18 protein-coding genes and 1 pseudogene are annotated in these 17,505 nt (G+C 38.4%); 13 read left to right on the top strand and 6 right to left on the bottom strand.

What is annotated here, in order from left to right; all coding sequences use genetic code 11:
- Position 1: 1 nt before the first annotated feature.
- The 7 genes from gcvPA to CCK98_RS35545 all read left to right on the top strand — a co-directional run bounded on the left by gcvPA (position 2) and on the right by CCK98_RS35545 (position 6,900).
- A complete protein-coding gene (gene gcvPA, locus CCK98_RS20140) occupies positions 2 to 1,354 on the top strand; it encodes an aminomethyl-transferring glycine dehydrogenase subunit GcvPA (RefSeq protein WP_088088212.1) in 1,353 nt (450 codons plus the stop codon).
- The gene (gene gcvPB, locus CCK98_RS20135) at positions 1,347 to 2,831 is read left to right on the top strand and encodes an aminomethyl-transferring glycine dehydrogenase subunit GcvPB (RefSeq protein WP_088088211.1); all 1,485 of its coding nucleotides are present in this window, start codon (positions 1,347 to 1,349) and stop codon (positions 2,829 to 2,831) included. The genes gcvPA and gcvPB overlap by 8 nt, the downstream gene beginning before the upstream one ends.
- A 123-nt stretch (positions 2,832 to 2,954) precedes the next feature.
- Positions 2,955 to 3,833, top strand: coding sequence for a lipoyl synthase (gene lipA / locus CCK98_RS20130; RefSeq protein WP_088088210.1), 879 nt, complete (start codon positions 2,955 to 2,957; stop codon positions 3,831 to 3,833).
- 31 nt (positions 3,834 to 3,864) lie between these two features.
- On the top strand, positions 3,865 to 4,167 hold the full coding sequence (locus tag CCK98_RS20125) for an iron-sulfur cluster biosynthesis family protein (protein ID WP_088088209.1): 303 nt from the start codon (positions 3,865 to 3,867) through the stop codon (positions 4,165 to 4,167).
- Positions 4,168 to 4,281: 114 nt separating this feature from the next.
- Positions 4,282 to 5,682 (top strand): dihydrolipoyl dehydrogenase, encoded by a 1,401-nt coding sequence (lpdA, locus tag CCK98_RS20120; protein WP_088088208.1) that lies wholly within the window; start codon positions 4,282 to 4,284, stop codon positions 5,680 to 5,682.
- 39 nt (positions 5,683 to 5,721) lie between these two features.
- Complete coding sequence (gene purU, locus CCK98_RS20115; protein WP_088088207.1) at positions 5,722 to 6,591, top strand: formyltetrahydrofolate deformylase; 870 nt, start codon at positions 5,722 to 5,724, stop codon at positions 6,589 to 6,591.
- 141 nt (positions 6,592 to 6,732) lie between these two features.
- A complete protein-coding gene (locus CCK98_RS35545; protein WP_179195873.1) occupies positions 6,733 to 6,900 on the top strand; it encodes a hypothetical protein in 168 nt (55 codons plus the stop codon).
- A 65-nt stretch (positions 6,901 to 6,965) separates the two neighbouring features.
- Here the strand turns inward: CCK98_RS35545 and CCK98_RS20110 are convergent, their stop codons facing one another.
- The 3 genes from CCK98_RS20110 to CCK98_RS20100 all read right to left on the bottom strand — a co-directional run bounded on the left by CCK98_RS20110 (position 6,966) and on the right by CCK98_RS20100 (position 10,097).
- A complete protein-coding gene (locus CCK98_RS20110) occupies positions 6,966 to 8,090 on the bottom strand; it encodes a cupin domain-containing protein (protein WP_088088206.1) in 1,125 nt (374 codons plus the stop codon).
- Positions 8,091 to 8,169: 79 nt separating this feature from the next.
- Entirely contained in the window at positions 8,170 to 9,120 is a 951-nt protein-coding gene (locus CCK98_RS20105) for a fumarylacetoacetate hydrolase family protein (RefSeq protein WP_088088205.1), read from the bottom strand.
- A 215-nt stretch (positions 9,121 to 9,335) separates the two neighbouring features.
- Complete coding sequence (locus CCK98_RS20100) at positions 9,336 to 10,097, bottom strand: IclR family transcriptional regulator (RefSeq protein ID WP_088088204.1); 762 nt, start codon at positions 10,095 to 10,097, stop codon at positions 9,336 to 9,338.
- A 179-nt stretch (positions 10,098 to 10,276) separates the two neighbouring features.
- Between CCK98_RS20100 and CCK98_RS20095 the strand changes: the two genes are divergently transcribed.
- The 4 genes from CCK98_RS20095 (at position 10,277) to CCK98_RS35540 (ending at position 13,253) form a co-directional block, all read left to right on the top strand.
- Entirely contained in the window at positions 10,277 to 11,473 is a 1,197-nt protein-coding gene (locus CCK98_RS20095) for an FAD-dependent monooxygenase (RefSeq protein ID WP_088088203.1), read from the top strand.
- 131 nt (positions 11,474 to 11,604) lie between these two features.
- Positions 11,605 to 12,099 (top strand): DinB family protein, encoded by a 495-nt coding sequence (locus CCK98_RS20090; RefSeq protein WP_088088202.1) that lies wholly within the window; start codon positions 11,605 to 11,607, stop codon positions 12,097 to 12,099.
- A 172-nt stretch (positions 12,100 to 12,271) separates the two neighbouring features.
- Positions 12,272 to 12,898 (top strand): TetR/AcrR family transcriptional regulator, encoded by a 627-nt coding sequence (locus tag CCK98_RS20085; RefSeq protein ID WP_088088201.1) that lies wholly within the window; start codon positions 12,272 to 12,274, stop codon positions 12,896 to 12,898.
- Between the two features lie 178 nt (positions 12,899 to 13,076).
- On the top strand, positions 13,077 to 13,253 hold the full coding sequence (locus CCK98_RS35540) for a hypothetical protein (RefSeq protein WP_179195872.1): 177 nt from the start codon (positions 13,077 to 13,079) through the stop codon (positions 13,251 to 13,253).
- Positions 13,254 to 13,404: 151 nt separating this feature from the next.
- On the opposite strand, the gene CCK98_RS20080 is transcribed toward CCK98_RS35540, so the two are convergent.
- Positions 13,405 to 14,547: an SLC13 family permease gene (locus CCK98_RS20080; RefSeq protein WP_088088200.1), complete on the bottom strand. Its 1,143-nt coding sequence runs from the start codon at positions 14,545 to 14,547 to the stop codon at positions 13,405 to 13,407.
- A 196-nt stretch (positions 14,548 to 14,743) separates the two neighbouring features.
- Between CCK98_RS20080 and CCK98_RS20075 the strand changes: the two genes are divergently transcribed.
- Positions 14,744 to 15,193 carry a DinB family protein gene (locus CCK98_RS20075; RefSeq protein WP_088088199.1) on the top strand — a complete coding sequence of 150 codons (450 nt, stop codon included), beginning with the start codon at positions 14,744 to 14,746 and terminating at the stop codon, positions 15,191 to 15,193.
- A gap of 125 nt (positions 15,194 to 15,318) precedes the next feature.
- Here CCK98_RS20075 and CCK98_RS20070 read toward each other — a convergent pair.
- Positions 15,319 to 15,489: pseudogene (locus tag CCK98_RS20070) on the bottom strand (AIM24 family protein); the annotation flags it as partial.
- Between the two features lie 265 nt (positions 15,490 to 15,754).
- On the opposite strand from CCK98_RS20070, the gene CCK98_RS35535 reads away from it, so the two are divergent.
- Positions 15,755 to 15,892, top strand: a complete 138-nt coding sequence (locus CCK98_RS35535; RefSeq protein ID WP_179195871.1) for a hypothetical protein — start codon at positions 15,755 to 15,757, stop codon at positions 15,890 to 15,892.
- A gap of 225 nt (positions 15,893 to 16,117) precedes the next feature.
- Here the strand turns inward: CCK98_RS35535 and purF are convergent, their stop codons facing one another.
- Positions 16,118 to 17,497 carry an amidophosphoribosyltransferase gene (gene purF, locus CCK98_RS20065; protein ID WP_088088198.1) on the bottom strand — a complete coding sequence of 460 codons (1,380 nt, stop codon included), beginning with the start codon at positions 17,495 to 17,497 and terminating at the stop codon, positions 16,118 to 16,120.
- Between the last annotated feature and the right edge of the window lie 8 nt (positions 17,498 to 17,505).

Below are 17,505 nucleotides of genomic sequence, written 5' to 3'. Positions count from 1 at the left end.
AATGACTTCCACTTATCGATACCTCCCTGATACGAAACAAGATCAAGAGGAAATGCTTGCTTTTTTAAATATTTCTTCGATAGATGAGTTATTTGAAGATATTCCAGCTGAAATTCAACTAAAGGGTGAGCTGCCTATTCCAGCGGCAGTGCCTGAGCCGCTCCTTTTGAAAAAAATGAATCAACTGGCTTCCAAAAATAAAAATGCTAATCATTACCCAACCTTTCTTGGTGCAGGAACCTATGATCACTATATTCCAAGTGTGGTTAATCATATGATTTCACGGTCCGAATTTTACACTGCCTATACACCATACCAACCGGAAATCAGCCAAGGTGAATTACAGGCGATTTTTGAATTCCAAACCATGGTTTGTGAGCTGACAGGAATGGATGTGGCCAATTCTTCGATGTACGATGGCTTTACATCTCTTGCGGAAGCTGCATCACTTGCTATTGCATCAACACGACGTTCCAAAGTACTTGTGTCAAAGGCAGTTCATCCTGAATCACGTGCCATCTTAAATACGGTAGCAGCTGGCCAAGGTTATATAGTTGAAGACGTCAATCTTACTGATGATGAGACAAGCTTAGTGAAGCTGCAAGGACAAATTGATAAAAACACTGCTGCTGTTATTGTTCAATACCCAAACTTTTTCGGTTCCATTGAGGATCTAGCAGAAATTAAGAATATTGCGGATACAAAAGGAGCGCTTTTAATTGTAAGCGCCAATCCATTGGCACTGGCACTCTTGCAGGCTCCTGGTAAACTTGGGGCAGACATTGTGATTGGGGATATGCAGCCATTAGGAATCCCGATGTCCTTCGGCGGCCCACACTGCGGTTATTTTACGGTAAGTAAGAAATTCATGCGAAAAATCCCAGGACGAATTGTCGGGCAAACGAAAGATGAAAAAGGACAACGCGGATTTGTATTAACCCTGCAAGCACGCGAACAACATATTCGCCGTGATAAAGCATCATCCAATATTTGTTCAAACCAAGCATTAAATGCACTTGCTTCTGCAGTTTGTATGAGTGCACTTGGAAAGCAAGGAATTCGTCAAATGGCCCAATTAAACTTTGAAAAAGCCGATTACATGGCAAAATCTCTAAATAAAAAAGGCTTTACCATTATGAATAAAGCGCCATTCTTTAATGAATTTGTTGTCAAGCTTCCTCGTCCGGTAAAGGAAGTCAATGCCAAACTTCTTGAGGCAGGTATCATCGGTGGGTTTGATTTAGGAACGGATTACGGTTTAGAAAATCAAATGCTACTAGCAGTAACAGAGCAGAGAACAAAAGAAGAGATTGACCAATTTATCGAGGTATTGGAGGAAGTTGTAAATGGTTGAATATAATGACCTAATTTTTGAAATCAGTCGTCAAGGACGTGTTGGATCAAGCCTTCCGGAAAGTGACGTTGATTCTGTTGATCTAAATGATAAACTTCCCAAGCATTTGATTCGTGACCAACCAGCCGAACTCCCGGAAGTATCAGAGTTGCAGCTTGTTCGCCATTACACAGCGCTTTCGAATAAAAACCATGGGATCGATAATGGCTTCTATCCACTTGGTTCTTGTACAATGAAGTACAATCCGAAAATTAATGAAGATGTAGCACGTTTGGAAGGATTTAGCCGCATTCATCCATACCAGCCAACTGAAACAGTACAAGGCGCACTAGAGGTCTTATATGAATTACAGGAAGAGTTAGCTGTCATCACAGGAATGGATGCAGTGACTTTACAGCCTTCAGCAGGAGCTCAAGGTGAATGGACAGGGTTAATGATGGTCAAAGCCTACCATAAGCAAAAAGGAGAGGTGAGAACGAAAGTCCTTGTTCCAGACTCCGCACACGGAACAAACCCTGCAAGTGCATCGGTTGCCGGTTTTGAAACCATAACGATTCCATCCAATGAGCATGGGTTAGTCGACTTAGAAGAATTAAAGAAGCATGTAAATGATAATACAGCAGCACTGATGCTAACAAATCCAAATACTCTCGGCCTGTTTGAAAAAGAAATCGTAGAAATCGCTAAGGTTGTTCACGAAGCAGGCGGCTTATTATACTATGATGGAGCTAATGCGAATGCCATCTTAGGGAAATCTACTCCGGGTCAAATGGGCTTTGACATCGTGCACTTAAATCTTCATAAAACATTTACTACACCACATGGGGGCGGTGGCCCAGGTGCAGGTCCAGTCGGTGTAAAAGAGAAACTGATTCCGTTTTTACCAGTACCGCGTGTTGAGAAAGTGAATGAGGTATATGTGCTAGATTCTAACCAACCGCTATCGATCGGTCGAGTTAAAGGATATTATGGAAACTTCGGTATTCTATTACGTGCGTACACCTATATTCGCACAATGGGACCTGAGGGGTTACGTCAAGTGTCGGAAAGTGCAGTACTACATGCGAATTATCTGCGCAAAAAACTCGAGCCGTATTTTGAGGCACCGTATTCACAAATTTGTAAGCATGAATTTGTGTTATCTGGATCAAGACAGAAAAAACTTGGTGTAAGAACACTTGATATGGCCAAACGTCTGCTTGATTTTGGCTACCATCCACCTACCATCTACTTCCCGCTAAATGTGGAGGAATGTTTGATGATTGAACCGACAGAAACAGAGACAAAAGAAACACTAGATGCTTTTGCGGATGTCATGATTCAAATTGCAAAAGAAGTGGAAGAAAATCCAGGTGTCGTATTAGACGCACCACATACTACGGTTATTGGCCGATTGGATGAAGTACAGGCAGCTAGAACACCAATCTTGCGTTATACAAAAGAAGAAGCAGTAAAAAGAGAAACCGTAATGTCTTAAACGAATGGGTAAACATGAACCACTGAGAATGAAGATAAAGAGAAAATAAATTTTCTCACGATGTCATTCTCGGTGGTTTAATATAAACCAAAAACTTCATGACTGTTCATAGGAGTGGAAGATATGTCTATTGATTATGTTCGCAAACCGGAATGGCTAAAAATAAAATTAAATACGAATGAACAATATACTGGCCTAAAAAAAATGATGCGTGAAAAAAAGCTACATACGGTCTGTGAAGAAGCGAAATGCCCAAACATTCATGAATGCTGGGCTGAACGTAAAACCGCAACCTTTATGATTTTAGGAAGTGTATGCACGCGTGCCTGCCGATTCTGTGCGGTTCAAACAGGGCTGCCGACAGAGCTTGATTGGGAAGAGCCAGAACGTGTGGCTGGATCAGTGGAGCAGATGGGCTTAAAGCATGTCGTGATTACAGCGGTTGCTCGTGATGATTTAAAAGATGGAGGAGCCGGGGTATTTGCTGAAACGGTACGGGCAGTGAGACGCCGCAATCCATTCTGTAGCATTGAAGTCCTCCCGTCCGATATGAAGGGTGAATATGACAACTTAAAAACATTAATGGATGCCAGGCCAGCCATTTTAAATCACAATATTGAGACAGTGAAACGTTTATCACCTAGAATTCGTTCACGGGCAACTTACGAACGTTCCCTTGAGTTTTTGAGACGAGCAAAAGAAATGAATGCTACTATTCCAACAAAATCAAGCATTATGATTGGTCTAGGAGAAACAAAAGAAGAAATTATAGAAACGATGGACGATCTTCGTGCAAACAATGTAGATATTATGACAATCGGTCAATATTTGCAACCAACCAAACATCATCTTAAAGTCCAAAAATATTGGAGTCCACAAGAGTTTGAAGAACTAAAGAACATTGCCATGTCAAAAGGCTTTAGTCACTGCGAAGCAGGTCCGCTCGTTCGCTCCTCTTATCATGCTGACGAACAGGTCAATGCAGCAAAAGCGAATGCGTAATCACTTAAAATAAGGGGAGAGAGGTCCAACTATGATAAAAATGACAAAAGAAGCCATGAACAAGCTAAAGGAAATGGTAGTCAATGGAGACCAGACTCCCCGTATTGACGCCGAAGTCGCTGGCGGATGTGGTATGACTGTTAAGTTTTCCATTGTATTTGATGAACCACGACGAAACGATTTTATCATTGAGATGGATGGGATTCAGATTTTGCTGGATCGTTTTACAAAACGCTATATAAATGAAGAAACACAAATCGATTATAGCGCTGAACACGGTTTTCTAGTTGGAGAAAGCTTTGCCTCTAGTGCATGTGCAATTGAAATTATTTAATAGGTACATTGTTGAGGTGTAATATGGAATGGAGTTTTGAACTGTTTTATGATGATATTAAACCAAGTTTTCCTATAGATATAATTACATATTTTTATTAAAGGAGACACGAAGATGACAAAAGAATATGATGTTGTTATTATCGGCGGCGGAACAGGTGGGTACGTTGCTGCCATTCGCGCTTCCCAATTAGGTTTAAAAGCGGCGGTTATTGAAAAAGGAAAAATCGGTGGAACATGCCTTCATGCTGGTTGTATCCCTAGTAAGGCTTTATTAAGAAGCGCAGAAGTGTACGCTCAAACAAAAAATGTAGATAAGTATGGTGTCATTGCCTCAGAAGTTGGACTTGATTTCTCAAAAGTACAGGCTCGGAAAGAAGAAATTACGGCTCAGCTATTTAAAGGTGTCCAACATTTAATGAAAAAAGGAAAGATCGATGTTTATGATGGGAAAGGTAGTATCTTGCAGTCAAACGATGTTCTAGTGGAATTGAATAATCAAGAAGAGGAAATCATTTTAAGCCCCCGGAATATTTTGATTGCAACAGGCTCTCGTCCAAGAACACTCCATGGCCTAGAAGTAGATGAAAGCTATGTGATGACATCGGATGAAGCCTTGAAAATGGAGACGCTTCCAAATTCGATTATTATTGTTGGGGGCGGAGTAATTGGAATCGAATGGGCATCGATGCTCGTGGACTTCGGATTACAAGTAACCGTACTTGAATATGCCGATCGTATATTACCAACAGAAGATCAAGATGTATCAAAGGAAATCCAGCGTTTAATGAAGAAAAAAGGTGTGAAAATCGTCACTAGTGCAAAAGTGCTGCCTGAGACACTTGAAAAAGGTGATGGTGTTTCGATTAAAGCGGAGCATAAAGGAAAAGAAACGCCATTTTCTGCGGATAAGCTTTTAGTTTCCGTAGGACGATTACCAAATACGGAAGGCCTTGGGCTTGAAAATACAACCATTGATCTGGATCGTGATTTAATAAAAACAAATGAGTTTTATCAAACGAATGAACCAAACATTTACGCCATAGGTGATGTGATTGGCGGCTTGCAGCTGGCCCATGTTGCCTCACATGAAGGGATCATCGCGATTGAACATATGGCAGGAGAAAACCCTGCACCACTTGATTCGACTCTTGTTTCAAAATGTGTATACAGCAGCCCAGAAGTAGCAAGTGTTGGGCTCACAGAAGTAGAAGCAAAGGGAAAAGGGTATCAAGTAAAAACTGGTAAATTTTCATTCCGTGCCATCGGAAAGGCATTGGTTTTTGGTAAATCAGATGGTTTTGTCAAACTCGTTGTTGAAGAAGGAACGAATAAGCTGTTAGGAGCCCATATGGTAGGTCCACATGTAACGGATATGATTACAGAAATAGGCCTCGCTCGTGTATTAAACGCAACCGCCATGGATATTGCTCATACGATCCATCCCCACCCGACATTGGCTGAAGCAATTGGTGAAGCCGCACTTGCGGTAGATGGAAAGGCAATTCATGCATAATACAACATCAATCATAACCCTAAGGATGGTGAAAGTGCAATGCACACAAAAGTAAAGCTGAACCGTGCAAAATTATTAATTTCTTGTCCAGAAAAGCCGGGGATTATCTCGACGGTAACGAATTTTTTATTAGAACACAAAGCGAATATTGTACATTTTGACCAACATACAACGGACCCACAAGCAGGAATATTCTTTATGCGGATCGAGTTTGATTTGGAAGAATTTGATTCTACATTTGAAAAACTTGAAAAAGATCTACATGTGATGGCGCGGGATTATGCTTTGGATTGGCAATTGAGCAGTAATGAAAGAAGAAAGCGAATGGCCATCTTTGTTTCCAAAGCGGACCACTGTCTCAGTGAGCTTTTATGGCGGTGGAAATCTAATGAAATTCCTGTGGATATCCCTATGGTGATCAGTAATCATACTGATTTAAAAGAATTGGTTGAGGGTTATGGCATCCCTTTTTATCATATCCCGCTGTCTCAAGAAACGAAAGGAGATGCCGAACAGAAAGCACTTGAACTATTGAAAGGGAAAGTAGATTTTATTGTTCTGGCCAGGTATATGCAAATTCTTTCTCCTAATTTCATTTCGCATTATCCTAAACAAATCATTAACATCCATCACTCATTCCTACCGGCTTTTGTTGGGGCAAATCCTTATGTAAGAGCGTTTAACCGAGGGGTGAAGTTAATAGGAGCAACTGCCCATTATGTAACAAATGATCTTGATGAAGGACCAATTATTGAACAAGATGTACAGCGTATTAATCATCGCTATACAGTAGCGGATTTAAAGACTGCGGGGCGTCATGTGGAAAAAAGAGTTCTCGCCGAAGCCGTTTCCTGGCATGTTGAAGATAAAGTACTTGTTCATGGTAATAAAACGATTGTATTTGCTTGAGTTGATTTCATAAGGCCCTGTTTAAATGATCATTTGGTATCGGATGATAGGAGACTAAAAATGGCTGAAAAGAAAAGGAAGATGGGATATCGGGGGACTTTCGGAAACACATGTAAACGAAGATCCTAGGAGATGGTGCTAATGGCAGGAGATGAACATGTACTAGACTTTATTCATATCGTTTTAGCTATTCTTTGGATATTGATTTTTCTTCAAAATAAACGAAAGCGTACGTTAAAATACACACATATCATGCTGCTGCTTTTTGCCGTGGGTATATTACTTAATTCACTAGTGAAGTGGTCATAAAGGCTAACCTTCAAATTTGCAAATGAAAAAAACGCTCAATGTGAGCGTTTTTTTAAATCATTCTTTTAACGGAAGTCCGCTTTAAATTCGCCAGTCATTTTTTGGTGGCCGTTGTTTTCTTCAAACAATTGCTCTTGTTCTAAGTCGAAACGGTTCATAATTGGTAAATCGTTTACTGAGAAGAGGTAAGAGTCTTCTGAAGCAAAGTGTTCATACCAAGCCCAGTTTGGAACAACGAAGTAATCGCCTTTTTTCCAATCGAAGCGAATGCCATTAATGACTGTGTGACCTGAACCTTTGTGTACTTGGTAAACAGTTGAGTGTGTATGGCGTAATGCCTTGGTTTGGAACCCATGTGGTAAATGCTGCATTCGAGTGCCAAGCGTCGGGTTCGCCGATTTGCCTGTAGATGGGTTAATGTAATCTACTGCATATCCATGGAGTGGATTTGGATCGAATTCCATCAAGCCTTTAATTCCTTCTACTGTTCGATCCCATTTATAATTAGCAAGTGGAGCAACTGTGAATTTTTCATCACCAACAGGACGAACCATGCCGCCACGATAACGGATCTCTGAAAAGTTATCTGGAATATCTGGTTGTTGTAAACCATCTTCATAAGGTTCAAAGAAGGTACCACCGATTGCATAAAGAGTAGGGATATCTAAAGCATCCATCCAATACATCGGCTCTGTACCTAAATGGGCATGCCCATGCCATAAGCCCTTTGGAGTAATTAAAAAGTCGCCTTCTTCCATGAAAATACGCTGACCTTGTACGATCGTGTATGCACCTGATCCTTCAGAAATGAAGCGCAAGGCACTTTGTGAGTGACGGTGAGAGGGAGCTTGCTCACCAGGTAATAACATTTGAATAGCTGCATAAATCGTTTGAGTAGTAGATCCCCATCCCCAAGGTTCACGATAAGTTAAGCCTGGATTTTGGAAATAAATCGCACGACGTTCCCCACCGCGTTCTGGTGTGAAGATTTGAGCGGCTTCAGCCATTTTCTTTTTGAGTAATTCATCGCTCCAAAGATAAGCTTGTGCCTGAGGCTTTGGCGTTTTGTGCATAATTGCTGGAATTGCTTCCCAAAGAGGTCCTAAGTTGTATTGTTGAATATCTCTTGTGTAATCGGTTACAATTGAGCTTTTCATAAACTCCTGAACTTCTGGATTTACTTCAGCCATTTCACATTCTCCTTTATTATTCAAATTTATATCGAAAAGGGGGGGCAGCGTATGCTGCTAGACCCCATGCAAATCCTAATTATACAGTGGCTAAGACATCTGTTGCCTTTACCTTATTTTCAAGTGCACCAAGTTGGTCGATCTCAATCCGAACGACGTCTCCATCTTTTAAGAATTGCGGAGGATTCATCGCAACTCCAACACCCCCAGGAGTTCCTGTTAAAACAACATCCCCTGGCTCTAATGTCATTAAATTGGATAAGAAAGCTACTAATTTTTGAACGGAGAATACTAGATTCGCAGTATTTGTTTTTTGACGTATTTCCCCATTTACTTTTAGAACAACATCTAAGCCAGATGGATTTTGTAACTCATCGGAAGTTACTAAATAGGGTCCCATCGGTGCACTACCTTCAACTGTTTTTCCTTGTAACCATTGAAGAGTGCGTCGTTGAATATCACGATAGGTGACGTCATTTGTAATGGTATAACCTGCTACATATTCTAATGCATCTTCTTCGGAAACATTGCGTGCTTGTTTGCCAACAACAAAAGTAAACTCGGCTTCATAGTCAAGTTGGTCTGAAATTGGATAGTGTGGAATATCGTCCTCGGGTCCTAAAATGGTATTAGCGAATTTTGCAAAAATAACTGGATGGGTTGGGAGTTCACGACCCATTTCTAAAATGTGCTCGCGGTAGTTGTGACCAACACAAATAATTTTGCCTGGCCGTTGAACAGGTGCTTCTACCTTAACATCCTCAAGATTGTAAATCACTTTTTTATCAAAGCTTTCAGGATTAGCTAATATGAAATCGATTGCATTTTGCGCTAGTTGCAGTGATTCTTTACCACCTTGGTATAACTCGTCTGTATTTTCTGGCACATATGCTTTTGCGATGGCTTCGAAACGGTATTTTCCTTCTGCTTTTAACTGTGCTTGGTACGCATAGTTTAAGTCGATTACTTGGTTGTCCACGATTGCCCCTGCACGAGTATGCCCAGCGACAGTAAAATTAATAAGTTTCATTGTTGTCCTCCTTGTTTTCACTAATTGTGAAACTAGTTCACTATTTATAAAAAATATTAATATGTTTTGATAAGATTGTCAATATTATTTGTTTTCAGAAAAAATAAAATCCTATTATCCTTTCATCTCTCCCCAAATATCCAGTAATGCAATATAAAAAGCATAAACTTCTATAGAAGAACTTCATGCTAAAACACAGATGGAAGAGTAGGAGATTAATTTATAAAACCATAATATTGTGAAATTTCCTTTGCGGTTTTGAGAACGTATTGTCCAATCGGATGATCCACTGATTTTGGTACTGTCTCAGTTATACCAACGATGGTAATGGCTCCGATCAGTTCATTGTTGAAATTTAATAAAGGGACACTAAAAGAAGAGACATGATTGATTAGCGGTTCAGTTTTTGATGCAAAAAACAACTCTCTTGTTTTTTCCTTTTCATCTTGATATTGCTGTAAATCACTTTCATTGAGCTGGGATAATTCCTCTTCTTCCCATTCTTTCATGAGGACATCTTTTTCAAAAGCAGAAAAAACGACGCCGGTTGAGGAGGAGAGCGGCAAGTGTGTCCCCATTTGTGCTCCGATATTTATTCCATAATCTGCACTTAAAATATATGAAATGAGTGGGCCTTTTATCGAAGGAACAGCCAGTAGTACTGTTAGGCTCGTGTGCTCGGTGATCTTTTTGAAATAGGGTATAACCACTTCAATTAAAGAAGTTTGACCTAAAGCAATATTTCCTAACTGTACTAATTTATGTCCAAGCGTATACGTGTTTGTATGAGGATTACGATTGATTAATCCAAATTGGCATAGTGTTGCCAAATATTTATATAAATTACCTTTTGTCATAGAAGTTCGGTTTTGAATATCAGTAAACTTTAGAGGCTCTTTATCCATTGCTAAGATTTCTAATATGTTTAACCCAATTTGTAATGACTGTATACCGGTAGCTTTCGTTTCAATTGTCATAATGATCCCCCTCTTTTCAGTTGGTTTTGGATAGTGTAGTAGAAAAATTGATTAAAAGAAATTTCAGAATTTAAAAATTTTTGTATTGACGAAATAGTGAAAGATGATTTAAAGTTTACTTATTGGGAACATTGTTCACTATTTGTAGAAGATAATAACCTATTTGGGAGGAATTTTCAATGACGACTAATGTAAGCGATATTATTGTAGTAGGTGGAGGAATCGGTGGTTTAGCCGTAGCCCTATCAATCCAGGAATCTGGTAAATCAGTAGCAATTTTTGAGCAAGCACCTGAATTTGGAGAAGTAGGTGCAGGTATTCAGTTAGCACCAAACGCGTTAGAAGTGTTAGACCGTCTAGGAGTAAAGGAAGAAATTTTAAAGCATGCGGTAGTACCAAAACGTCTGGTCCTAAAAGATGTTTATACTGCAGAAGAGTTAGCAACACTTGATTTAGGGGAAGGTTTCCAAAAAGAATTCGGTCAGCCATATATCGTATTGCATCGCTCTGACTTACACAGAGTTCTTTATGAAGCATGTCAAAAAAGCAGCAATATCAAATTCTTTACAAACCAAACCATTCAAACCGCAGAACAAAATGGTGATACTGTAACAGTTGTCAACCAAAATGATGAAACGTTTAGTGCGGAAGCAGTAATAGGTGCGGATGGGGTAAAATCAAACATGCGTAAGCTATTGATTGAAGATGAACCAGTAAACTCTGCGTATGTAGCTTACCGTGGAACGATTCCAATTGAAGAAGTGGCAAATAACTCAAACTTAGACTTAGATGATGTCATCATGTGGATTGGGCCAAACCTGCACTTAGTACAATATCCAGTTCGTCGTGGAGAGCTTTACAACCAAGTAGTGGTATTTAAATCCTATGATGCTACTGTAGAAGACTGGGGAAATCCAGAAGAACTTACTCGCCGTTTTGAAAATAGTCATCCAAAAGTTCAAAATGCTTTATCTTATATTAACCGTCAATTCCGTTGGCAAATGTATGATCGACAACCAATCGACAATTGGACAGAAGGCAACATTACGCTATTAGGGGATTCTGGTCATGCTATGCTTCAATATTTAGCTCAAGGCGGCGTTCAAGCATTTGAAGATGCGTTTGTCCTAGGTGCGAAATTAAAAGAACATAATACTTACGAAGAAGCATTTAAAGCATACCAAGAAATGCGAATTCCACGTTCTGCAATGGTACAAACAACAGCCCGTAAATGGGGAGAAATCATTCACGCGGAGGACCCAACAACCATTTCACTTCGCAACTTTATTTTCGAACAACACAAACCAACAGATTACAAGATTGTTGATTTCCTATATGGCTATTTCAATAAAAATTACCAACGTGTCGATTGCTAATTTACAACTTTACGCAAATCAAAAATGCGTTAGAGCCAACTCTAGCGCATTTTTAATCTATACTTATAATACTATTTAGCACGAAAGTGTTGAAAGTTCACAATTAGTGAATTGTAGGAGGGCTTATTACGATGACGACAGCAGTACTGAATGAAAGATTAGAAACTTTTAAAAAGAGTGTAGATGATATTGTAGCGGTAGTGAAAAATACGGAAGAGGCGACACTTTATGTTAAACCTTCTGAAAAAGAATGGTCCGCCATGCAAATTGTTTCTCATATTTTAGAAGCGGTAGATTTTTGGGTAGCCGATTTGGAAGCATTGTTAGTTGTTCCAGGTGCAAAATGGGGACGGAATCATGAACATGTACGTCGTTTAGCTGCAGTAGATGAAAAGGTTGTATCTCGAATTAAGAAAGAGTATGCCATAACTAAACTACTAAACTTAGTACCGAAGGTTGAGGCATCACTTGCTAGAGTTAAAGAAGAGGATCTAGTAAAAACAGCTCCAAGTTATAATCCAAACTTTGACGGAAAACCGTTATCATTCTTAGTCGACCATTTAATCGTTCAGCATGTAACAGGTCATTTCGGGCAAATGGTACGTCATTTAGAAAAAGTTCGATAAACAAAAAGCCATCGAAAACTCGATGGCCTTTGTTGTGATTTCTATTTACAATAAATTTTGGTTGCTTTTATCGAGGGCGATAAGCTAAAATTTAAATAAACCGGGCGGTCGTTTTTTTATTTACCTTCATATATTGTATCGTGAATGATTAATAATAAGGGCGGGGATCAATATGCCACCAATTGTTTCTGATGATTATAAAGAGAAAAAGAAAAAAGAAATCTTGTCGAGTGCTTTTGTTTGCTTTGCTAAAAAAGGTTTCGAAGTCGCTACGATAAATGACATTGTAGAGCATTCTGGTATCAGTAAAGGTGCTATTTATAATTACTTTCAAAGTAAGGATGAAATTTACCTAGAATTAATGAGTACGGAAACGAATCAAACACATGACGAACTGAATCAGGAAATTTCTAAAAAGGTATCAGCCATTGAAAAACTAAACTACTTGTTCGATATTTACCTAGATATAAATCCTTTTGTAGAAGAAAATAAAGCTCGTTTTTCGGTTCACTTAGAGTTCAAACTTCATTCTTCAAGGAACAAAGAATTAACGGAACGTTTACGGGATCGGAGGCAAAAATATTTTATTTCTCAAATAACTGATATTCTTAAAGAAGGGCAGAAGTCTGGTGAAATAAAACAAGATGTGAATCCCGTAGTGTTTGCAGATCTATTTTGGTCCATGATCGATGGAGTGGTCTCGCAGACAATTGTATACGAAGATTATCCATACCAAGAGGTATTAAATGAAATAAAAAAAATGTTCATCCTAAGAGTTAAAGAACTATCGGTACATTAAGGCAAGCCCAACCTAATCGGCTTGTTTTTTTGCACTTATAAAATTGCTGCTGATAATATCAGGGACAAATTAAGAATCGTTGAACCATTAAATAAACCGAACGGTCGTCTTTTATACACTCGGGTTTTATTATGATGCTAAGAATTTATTCTTTAATTTTTGAGAGGAGAAAATACAAATGCGAATGTATGATTACCAAACAATGATTGGACTTAAACAACAGGAAGTGGAAAAAAGTGCTGAGTCTGCATGGAAGTATGTTAAGAATTCTAAAAAACAACTACAAGTTGATACAGCGGACGGCAAACAGTCTTTAAGGAAGAGATTGGAGAATTTGTTGGGGTTATCGAATTGAAGGTAAGATATTTCTTTGACCGGTCAAAAGAAAATTAGTTCAGGTTGGAGAGACTTAATCATAGGAATTCCCTTTTAATAAAAAATCAGGCATATCCAATTCTCTGGATGGTGCCTGATTTTTATATACACTGCATATGAAAAAGCTCATTTTAAAATAGTTTAATGATAAAGTACTGAATCAAACTTAAAAACGCTAAAAGGGAAAAATTATAGAGACTAAATTTAATTATATATTTTTTACTCTCGGTTGGATTTGCCTGAATGAATAGTTTGTAAGAAATCACACTGGCTAATGATGCAATAATGGTCCCTAGTCCTCCTATATTCACTCCCAATAATAAAGGTTTCCAATCTGTTGTGAATTCTGCCAGGAGGATAGAAGCAGGGACGTTACTAATAAATTGGCTTAAAAATATCGAGCTAAAATAGACGGAAGTAGTGTCTTTCAAATTTGCACTGGCAAATGCTTGTAATGTGTTTGAATTGGAAATATTTCCGATAAAGATAAAAAAACAGATAAAGGTAAACAGCAGCAGATAATCAATCTTTATCAATAATTTTACATTCAAAATGATCACGGATATGAATGTAACCACGAAGGCAACCTGGTAACTGACCATTCCAAAAATAGAAGCGATGATTATTGCTAGGATTAATCCCCAGACAGCTGGTTTTTTCCAATCGTCTAATAGCATGGGAGTAAGAACTACTTTCAAGTCTCTATTTTGCATTCTTTTTATAAGGATATATATAGAACATATCCCAAGGACAGCCATGAATAGGACGGTCGAAAAAAAGGGTAATGGCTTGATTCCATAATGAGAATAAATGAACAAATTTTGCGGATTTCCCATTGGTGTTAAACTGCTTCCAATATTGGCTGCAATAGTTTGCAGGATAATTGTCTCCATCATGGGAATTTTGGTTTTTTTGCTACTAACAAGAGTCAAAGGTACAAAAGTAAGCAGTGCCACATCGTTCGTCACAAACATTGAAGTAAAAAAACATAACAAAATTAATATGGCAGAAACGGACCGGCTATTATTACATTTATTAATAATAGCTATTGCGAATTTATCAAGAAATCTAAGTTCTTCCAACGCCTTTATGGTTAGCATCAGGCTAAATAAAATAAATAGCACTTGAAAATTGATATACTCCAATTTTGGAGGATAAATTAAAGAGCTTGTCACTGCTAAAATAAGTGAAATGGTAAAGACAATGTCTTTTTTTAGAAAACTAAATTTCAGTTTGATTCTTTTGTTTTCTTGTATTAGTACAGATTCTTTCACAAAACACCACCGGTAGTAGATAGAATATAACAACTATATGATTCTAACATGTACAGTTATGGTTGGAAACCTATAGATGATAATACCTAAAATTAGTAATGATTTATAACAAAAATATGTTGGTATTGTCTAAAATGTAAATGGTTCTAAATTCTATTTGATTATACATTTTGTTTAAATACATGGAGGTGGTAATGTGGAAACGATTCGAAATATGTTTGAGCATTTACATTGGTCTAATCATCGAATTCTTGAAACCTTAAAAAATATGGAAGGAGAGAACAAACAAGTTAAGAATCTATTCTCACATATACTTTTGGCAGAACATGTGTGGTTTACTAGGTTAAAAGGATCGGACAGTTCCAAATTACCTATTTGGGCAGAGGTCAGTTTAGAAGTCTGTGCAGAACTTGTTAATCAAAATCTGCAAAACTTTAAAGAATTTCTTTCTGGTTTTTCAAATTCTGATCTCGAACAGATCGTTTTATACAGAAATAGTAAAGGCAGAGAGTTTCAAAATTCGGTAAGGGATATATTGACCCATGTTGCATTACATGGTCAATATCACCGAGGACAGATCAATCTACTTCTGAGAGCTAATGAAAGCGAACCTGTTAATGTAGACTTTGTTACATTTAGGAGATAGAAGAGGGTATTAAATGGTGAACGCCAAAGCCAAAAAAAGTTTCTGGTACCATTAAATTTGGATGGTACCAGGAACTTTTTTTTGGTGTTTACCTTTTTCACCAACCCAACTAACTTTGCTTTCATGTAAACCTCTTCGTAGGGTTGGATTACAACAAAGCCTTCACCTTCGAACCTCATTTGAATGGACTCACCGCTGCCTCTTCCAAGAAAAGTCTTTAAACTGATATCTGTTTGAAATTCAGGCTGAAGATTTCCTGACCAGGCTACAGTTGCGTATAGATCCGTTATTTTTGGGAGTAAAAGAAAAATTTATCCTTTCAAAAGGTGGTGTAATAATAATGCACAAGGTAATCAAATTTCTCCACAGGAATTTCAAATTGAGGGGTAGACAATTACGAAAATGAATAAGACATTGAAGTGAACATAATAATAATGATATTCAGGCAGAAAAAGTCCTATTATTACCGGCTGGGATCCAAATTTTTCTCCTGATGAAGAAAAATCTTTAATTTAGGTTTTTAATAATACCTAAGACAATTATCGTAAAGGAGTAATGAAAATGATTAAAGAAAATCAGTATGTTGCAGCTACGCTTTCACCTAATTTGATTAATGAAATTCAATCACTAGAAGAAAAAATAAGCGAGCAAGCACATAAAAAAGTAGTGGTTATCGCGTACGAAAATGATAAAAATTAGTTAAGTAGAGATCTTTAGAGGAAAAAGGATGCCTTTTCTTTCTTTGCAAGGCTGGAATCAAATATTTATAATAATAAGCTAAAACCTTCATAAATTTGAAGGTTTTTCTTTATCGTAACATCTAAACTAACATAATTTAATTTCAAAAGTTTGGGTTTATTCGTGAATAAATATAATGATAAACTAGGACTTCCATTTTTGGAGGTCCTAGTTTAATTAAGATGATCACTTCAAATACAATTTAGTTGGATATGCTCCGCTAAAACAGGCGATACAGCGACTGCTTGTTTCTGCAAGATCTACATCTACCGCCTCTAATAACCCTTCCGTACTTAAGAAGGCTAATGAATCTGCTCCAATCACATTTCCCATTGCTCGTTCATGTTCATGTTTGTTAGCAAAAAGTTCTTCTTTGGTCGGCATATCCACTCCATAAAAACAAGGATTTCTTACCATAGGGGAACTAATTCGTACATGGACCTCCTTGGCACCTGCCTGACGAATCAATTCAACAATTCGCTTGCTTGTCGTTCCGCGAACAATCGAATCATCAACAAGCACGACCCGCTTATCCTCGAGAATTTCACGGACAGCACTTAATTTTAGACGAACGGCCAAGTCCCGCAATTCTTGGGTTGGTTCAATAAATGAACGACCGGCATAGGGGTTTTTGATGATTCCCATTTCATATGGAATTCCTGATTGTTGGGCATAACCCATTGCTGCAGGGACACTCGATTCTGGAACGGCAACGACAACATCAGCTGGTGTCGGATGTTCTTTTGCTAAAATTTGGCCTAATTCTTTCCGTATGGCTAAGACACTTCTTCCATGAATCACACTATCTGGACGAGCAAAATAAACAAATTCAAAGGAGCAAAGGGAAACGTCACCTTTTGGAGCAAATCTTCCTGTTTTTATTCCCTTCTCGTTCACAAGAAGCCATTCGCCCGGTTCCACATCCCTCCAGAACTTAGCATCTACCGCATTTAGTCCACATGTTTCTGATGACGCGATAATGGATTCACCAATTTTTCCAAGGCTAAGGGGACGTAATCCATGGCGATCCAGGGCAATCAGCATTTGTTTATCAGTCATGATGCACAAAGCAAAGGAACCGTCAATCCGCTTCAGGACATCCGGGCCAGCTTCATCAAAATATTTTTTACTGGATCGGGCTATTAGGTGAGCAATAATTTCCGTATCAGTTGTTGTCTGAAAGATGGCACCCTGTTGTTGGAGAACCTTCCGTTCAATATTGGCGTTCACTAGGTTCCCGTTATGGGCAACGGCCAAATCGCCCTCACTGTACTTAAAAACAAGAGGTTGTGCGTTTTGCAGTAAACTTGCACCAGAAGTAGAATATCGTACATGACCGATGGCCATATTTCCGCTTAGTCCATCCAGAATCTCACGTGAAAATACTTGAGTAACTAATCCCATGCCCCTGTGATGTCTGAATAATTTTCCATCACTAGCCACAATTCCTGCACTCTCCTGGCCACGGTGTTGAAGGGCATGAAGTCCATAATATGTTAAATGTGCCGCTTGGGGGTGATTAAAAACTCCAAATACACCGCATTTCTCCTGCATTTCTGAATCCATTATTATAT

This window comes from Bacillus sp. OV166 (genome assembly GCF_900177675.1).
Classification (GTDB): Bacteria; Bacillota; Bacilli; order Bacillales; family Cytobacillaceae; genus Neobacillus.
This window is presented reverse-complemented; position numbering and strand designations above follow the sequence as displayed.

Coding starts and splice junctions, on each gene's coding strand:
- gcvPA (WP_088088212.1), top strand. CDS start 2: ATGACTTCCACTTATCGATACCTCCCTGATACGAAACAAGATCAAGAG.
- gcvPB (WP_088088211.1), top strand. CDS start 1,347: ATGGTTGAATATAATGACCTAATTTTTGAAATCAGTCGTCAAGGACGT.
- lipA (WP_088088210.1), top strand. CDS start 2,955: ATGTCTATTGATTATGTTCGCAAACCGGAATGGCTAAAAATAAAATTA.
- CCK98_RS20125 (WP_088088209.1), top strand. CDS start 3,865: ATGATAAAAATGACAAAAGAAGCCATGAACAAGCTAAAGGAAATGGTA.
- lpdA (WP_088088208.1), top strand. CDS start 4,282: ATGACAAAAGAATATGATGTTGTTATTATCGGCGGCGGAACAGGTGGG.
- purU (WP_088088207.1), top strand. CDS start 5,722: ATGCACACAAAAGTAAAGCTGAACCGTGCAAAATTATTAATTTCTTGT.
- CCK98_RS35545 (WP_179195873.1), top strand. CDS start 6,733: ATGGCAGGAGATGAACATGTACTAGACTTTATTCATATCGTTTTAGCT.
- CCK98_RS20110 (WP_088088206.1), bottom strand. CDS start 8,090: ATGGCTGAAGTAAATCCAGAAGTTCAGGAGTTTATGAAAAGCTCAATT.
- CCK98_RS20105 (WP_088088205.1), bottom strand. CDS start 9,120: ATGAAACTTATTAATTTTACTGTCGCTGGGCATACTCGTGCAGGGGCA.
- CCK98_RS20100 (WP_088088204.1), bottom strand. CDS start 10,097: ATGACAATTGAAACGAAAGCTACCGGTATACAGTCATTACAAATTGGG.
- CCK98_RS20095 (WP_088088203.1), top strand. CDS start 10,277: ATGACGACTAATGTAAGCGATATTATTGTAGTAGGTGGAGGAATCGGT.
- CCK98_RS20090 (WP_088088202.1), top strand. CDS start 11,605: ATGACGACAGCAGTACTGAATGAAAGATTAGAAACTTTTAAAAAGAGT.
- CCK98_RS20085 (WP_088088201.1), top strand. CDS start 12,272: ATGCCACCAATTGTTTCTGATGATTATAAAGAGAAAAAGAAAAAAGAA.
- CCK98_RS35540 (WP_179195872.1), top strand. CDS start 13,077: ATGCGAATGTATGATTACCAAACAATGATTGGACTTAAACAACAGGAA.
- CCK98_RS35535 (WP_179195871.1), top strand. CDS start 15,755: ATGATTAAAGAAAATCAGTATGTTGCAGCTACGCTTTCACCTAATTTG.
- purF (WP_088088198.1), bottom strand. CDS start 17,497: ATGGATTCAGAAATGCAGGAGAAATGCGGTGTATTTGGAGTTTTTAAT.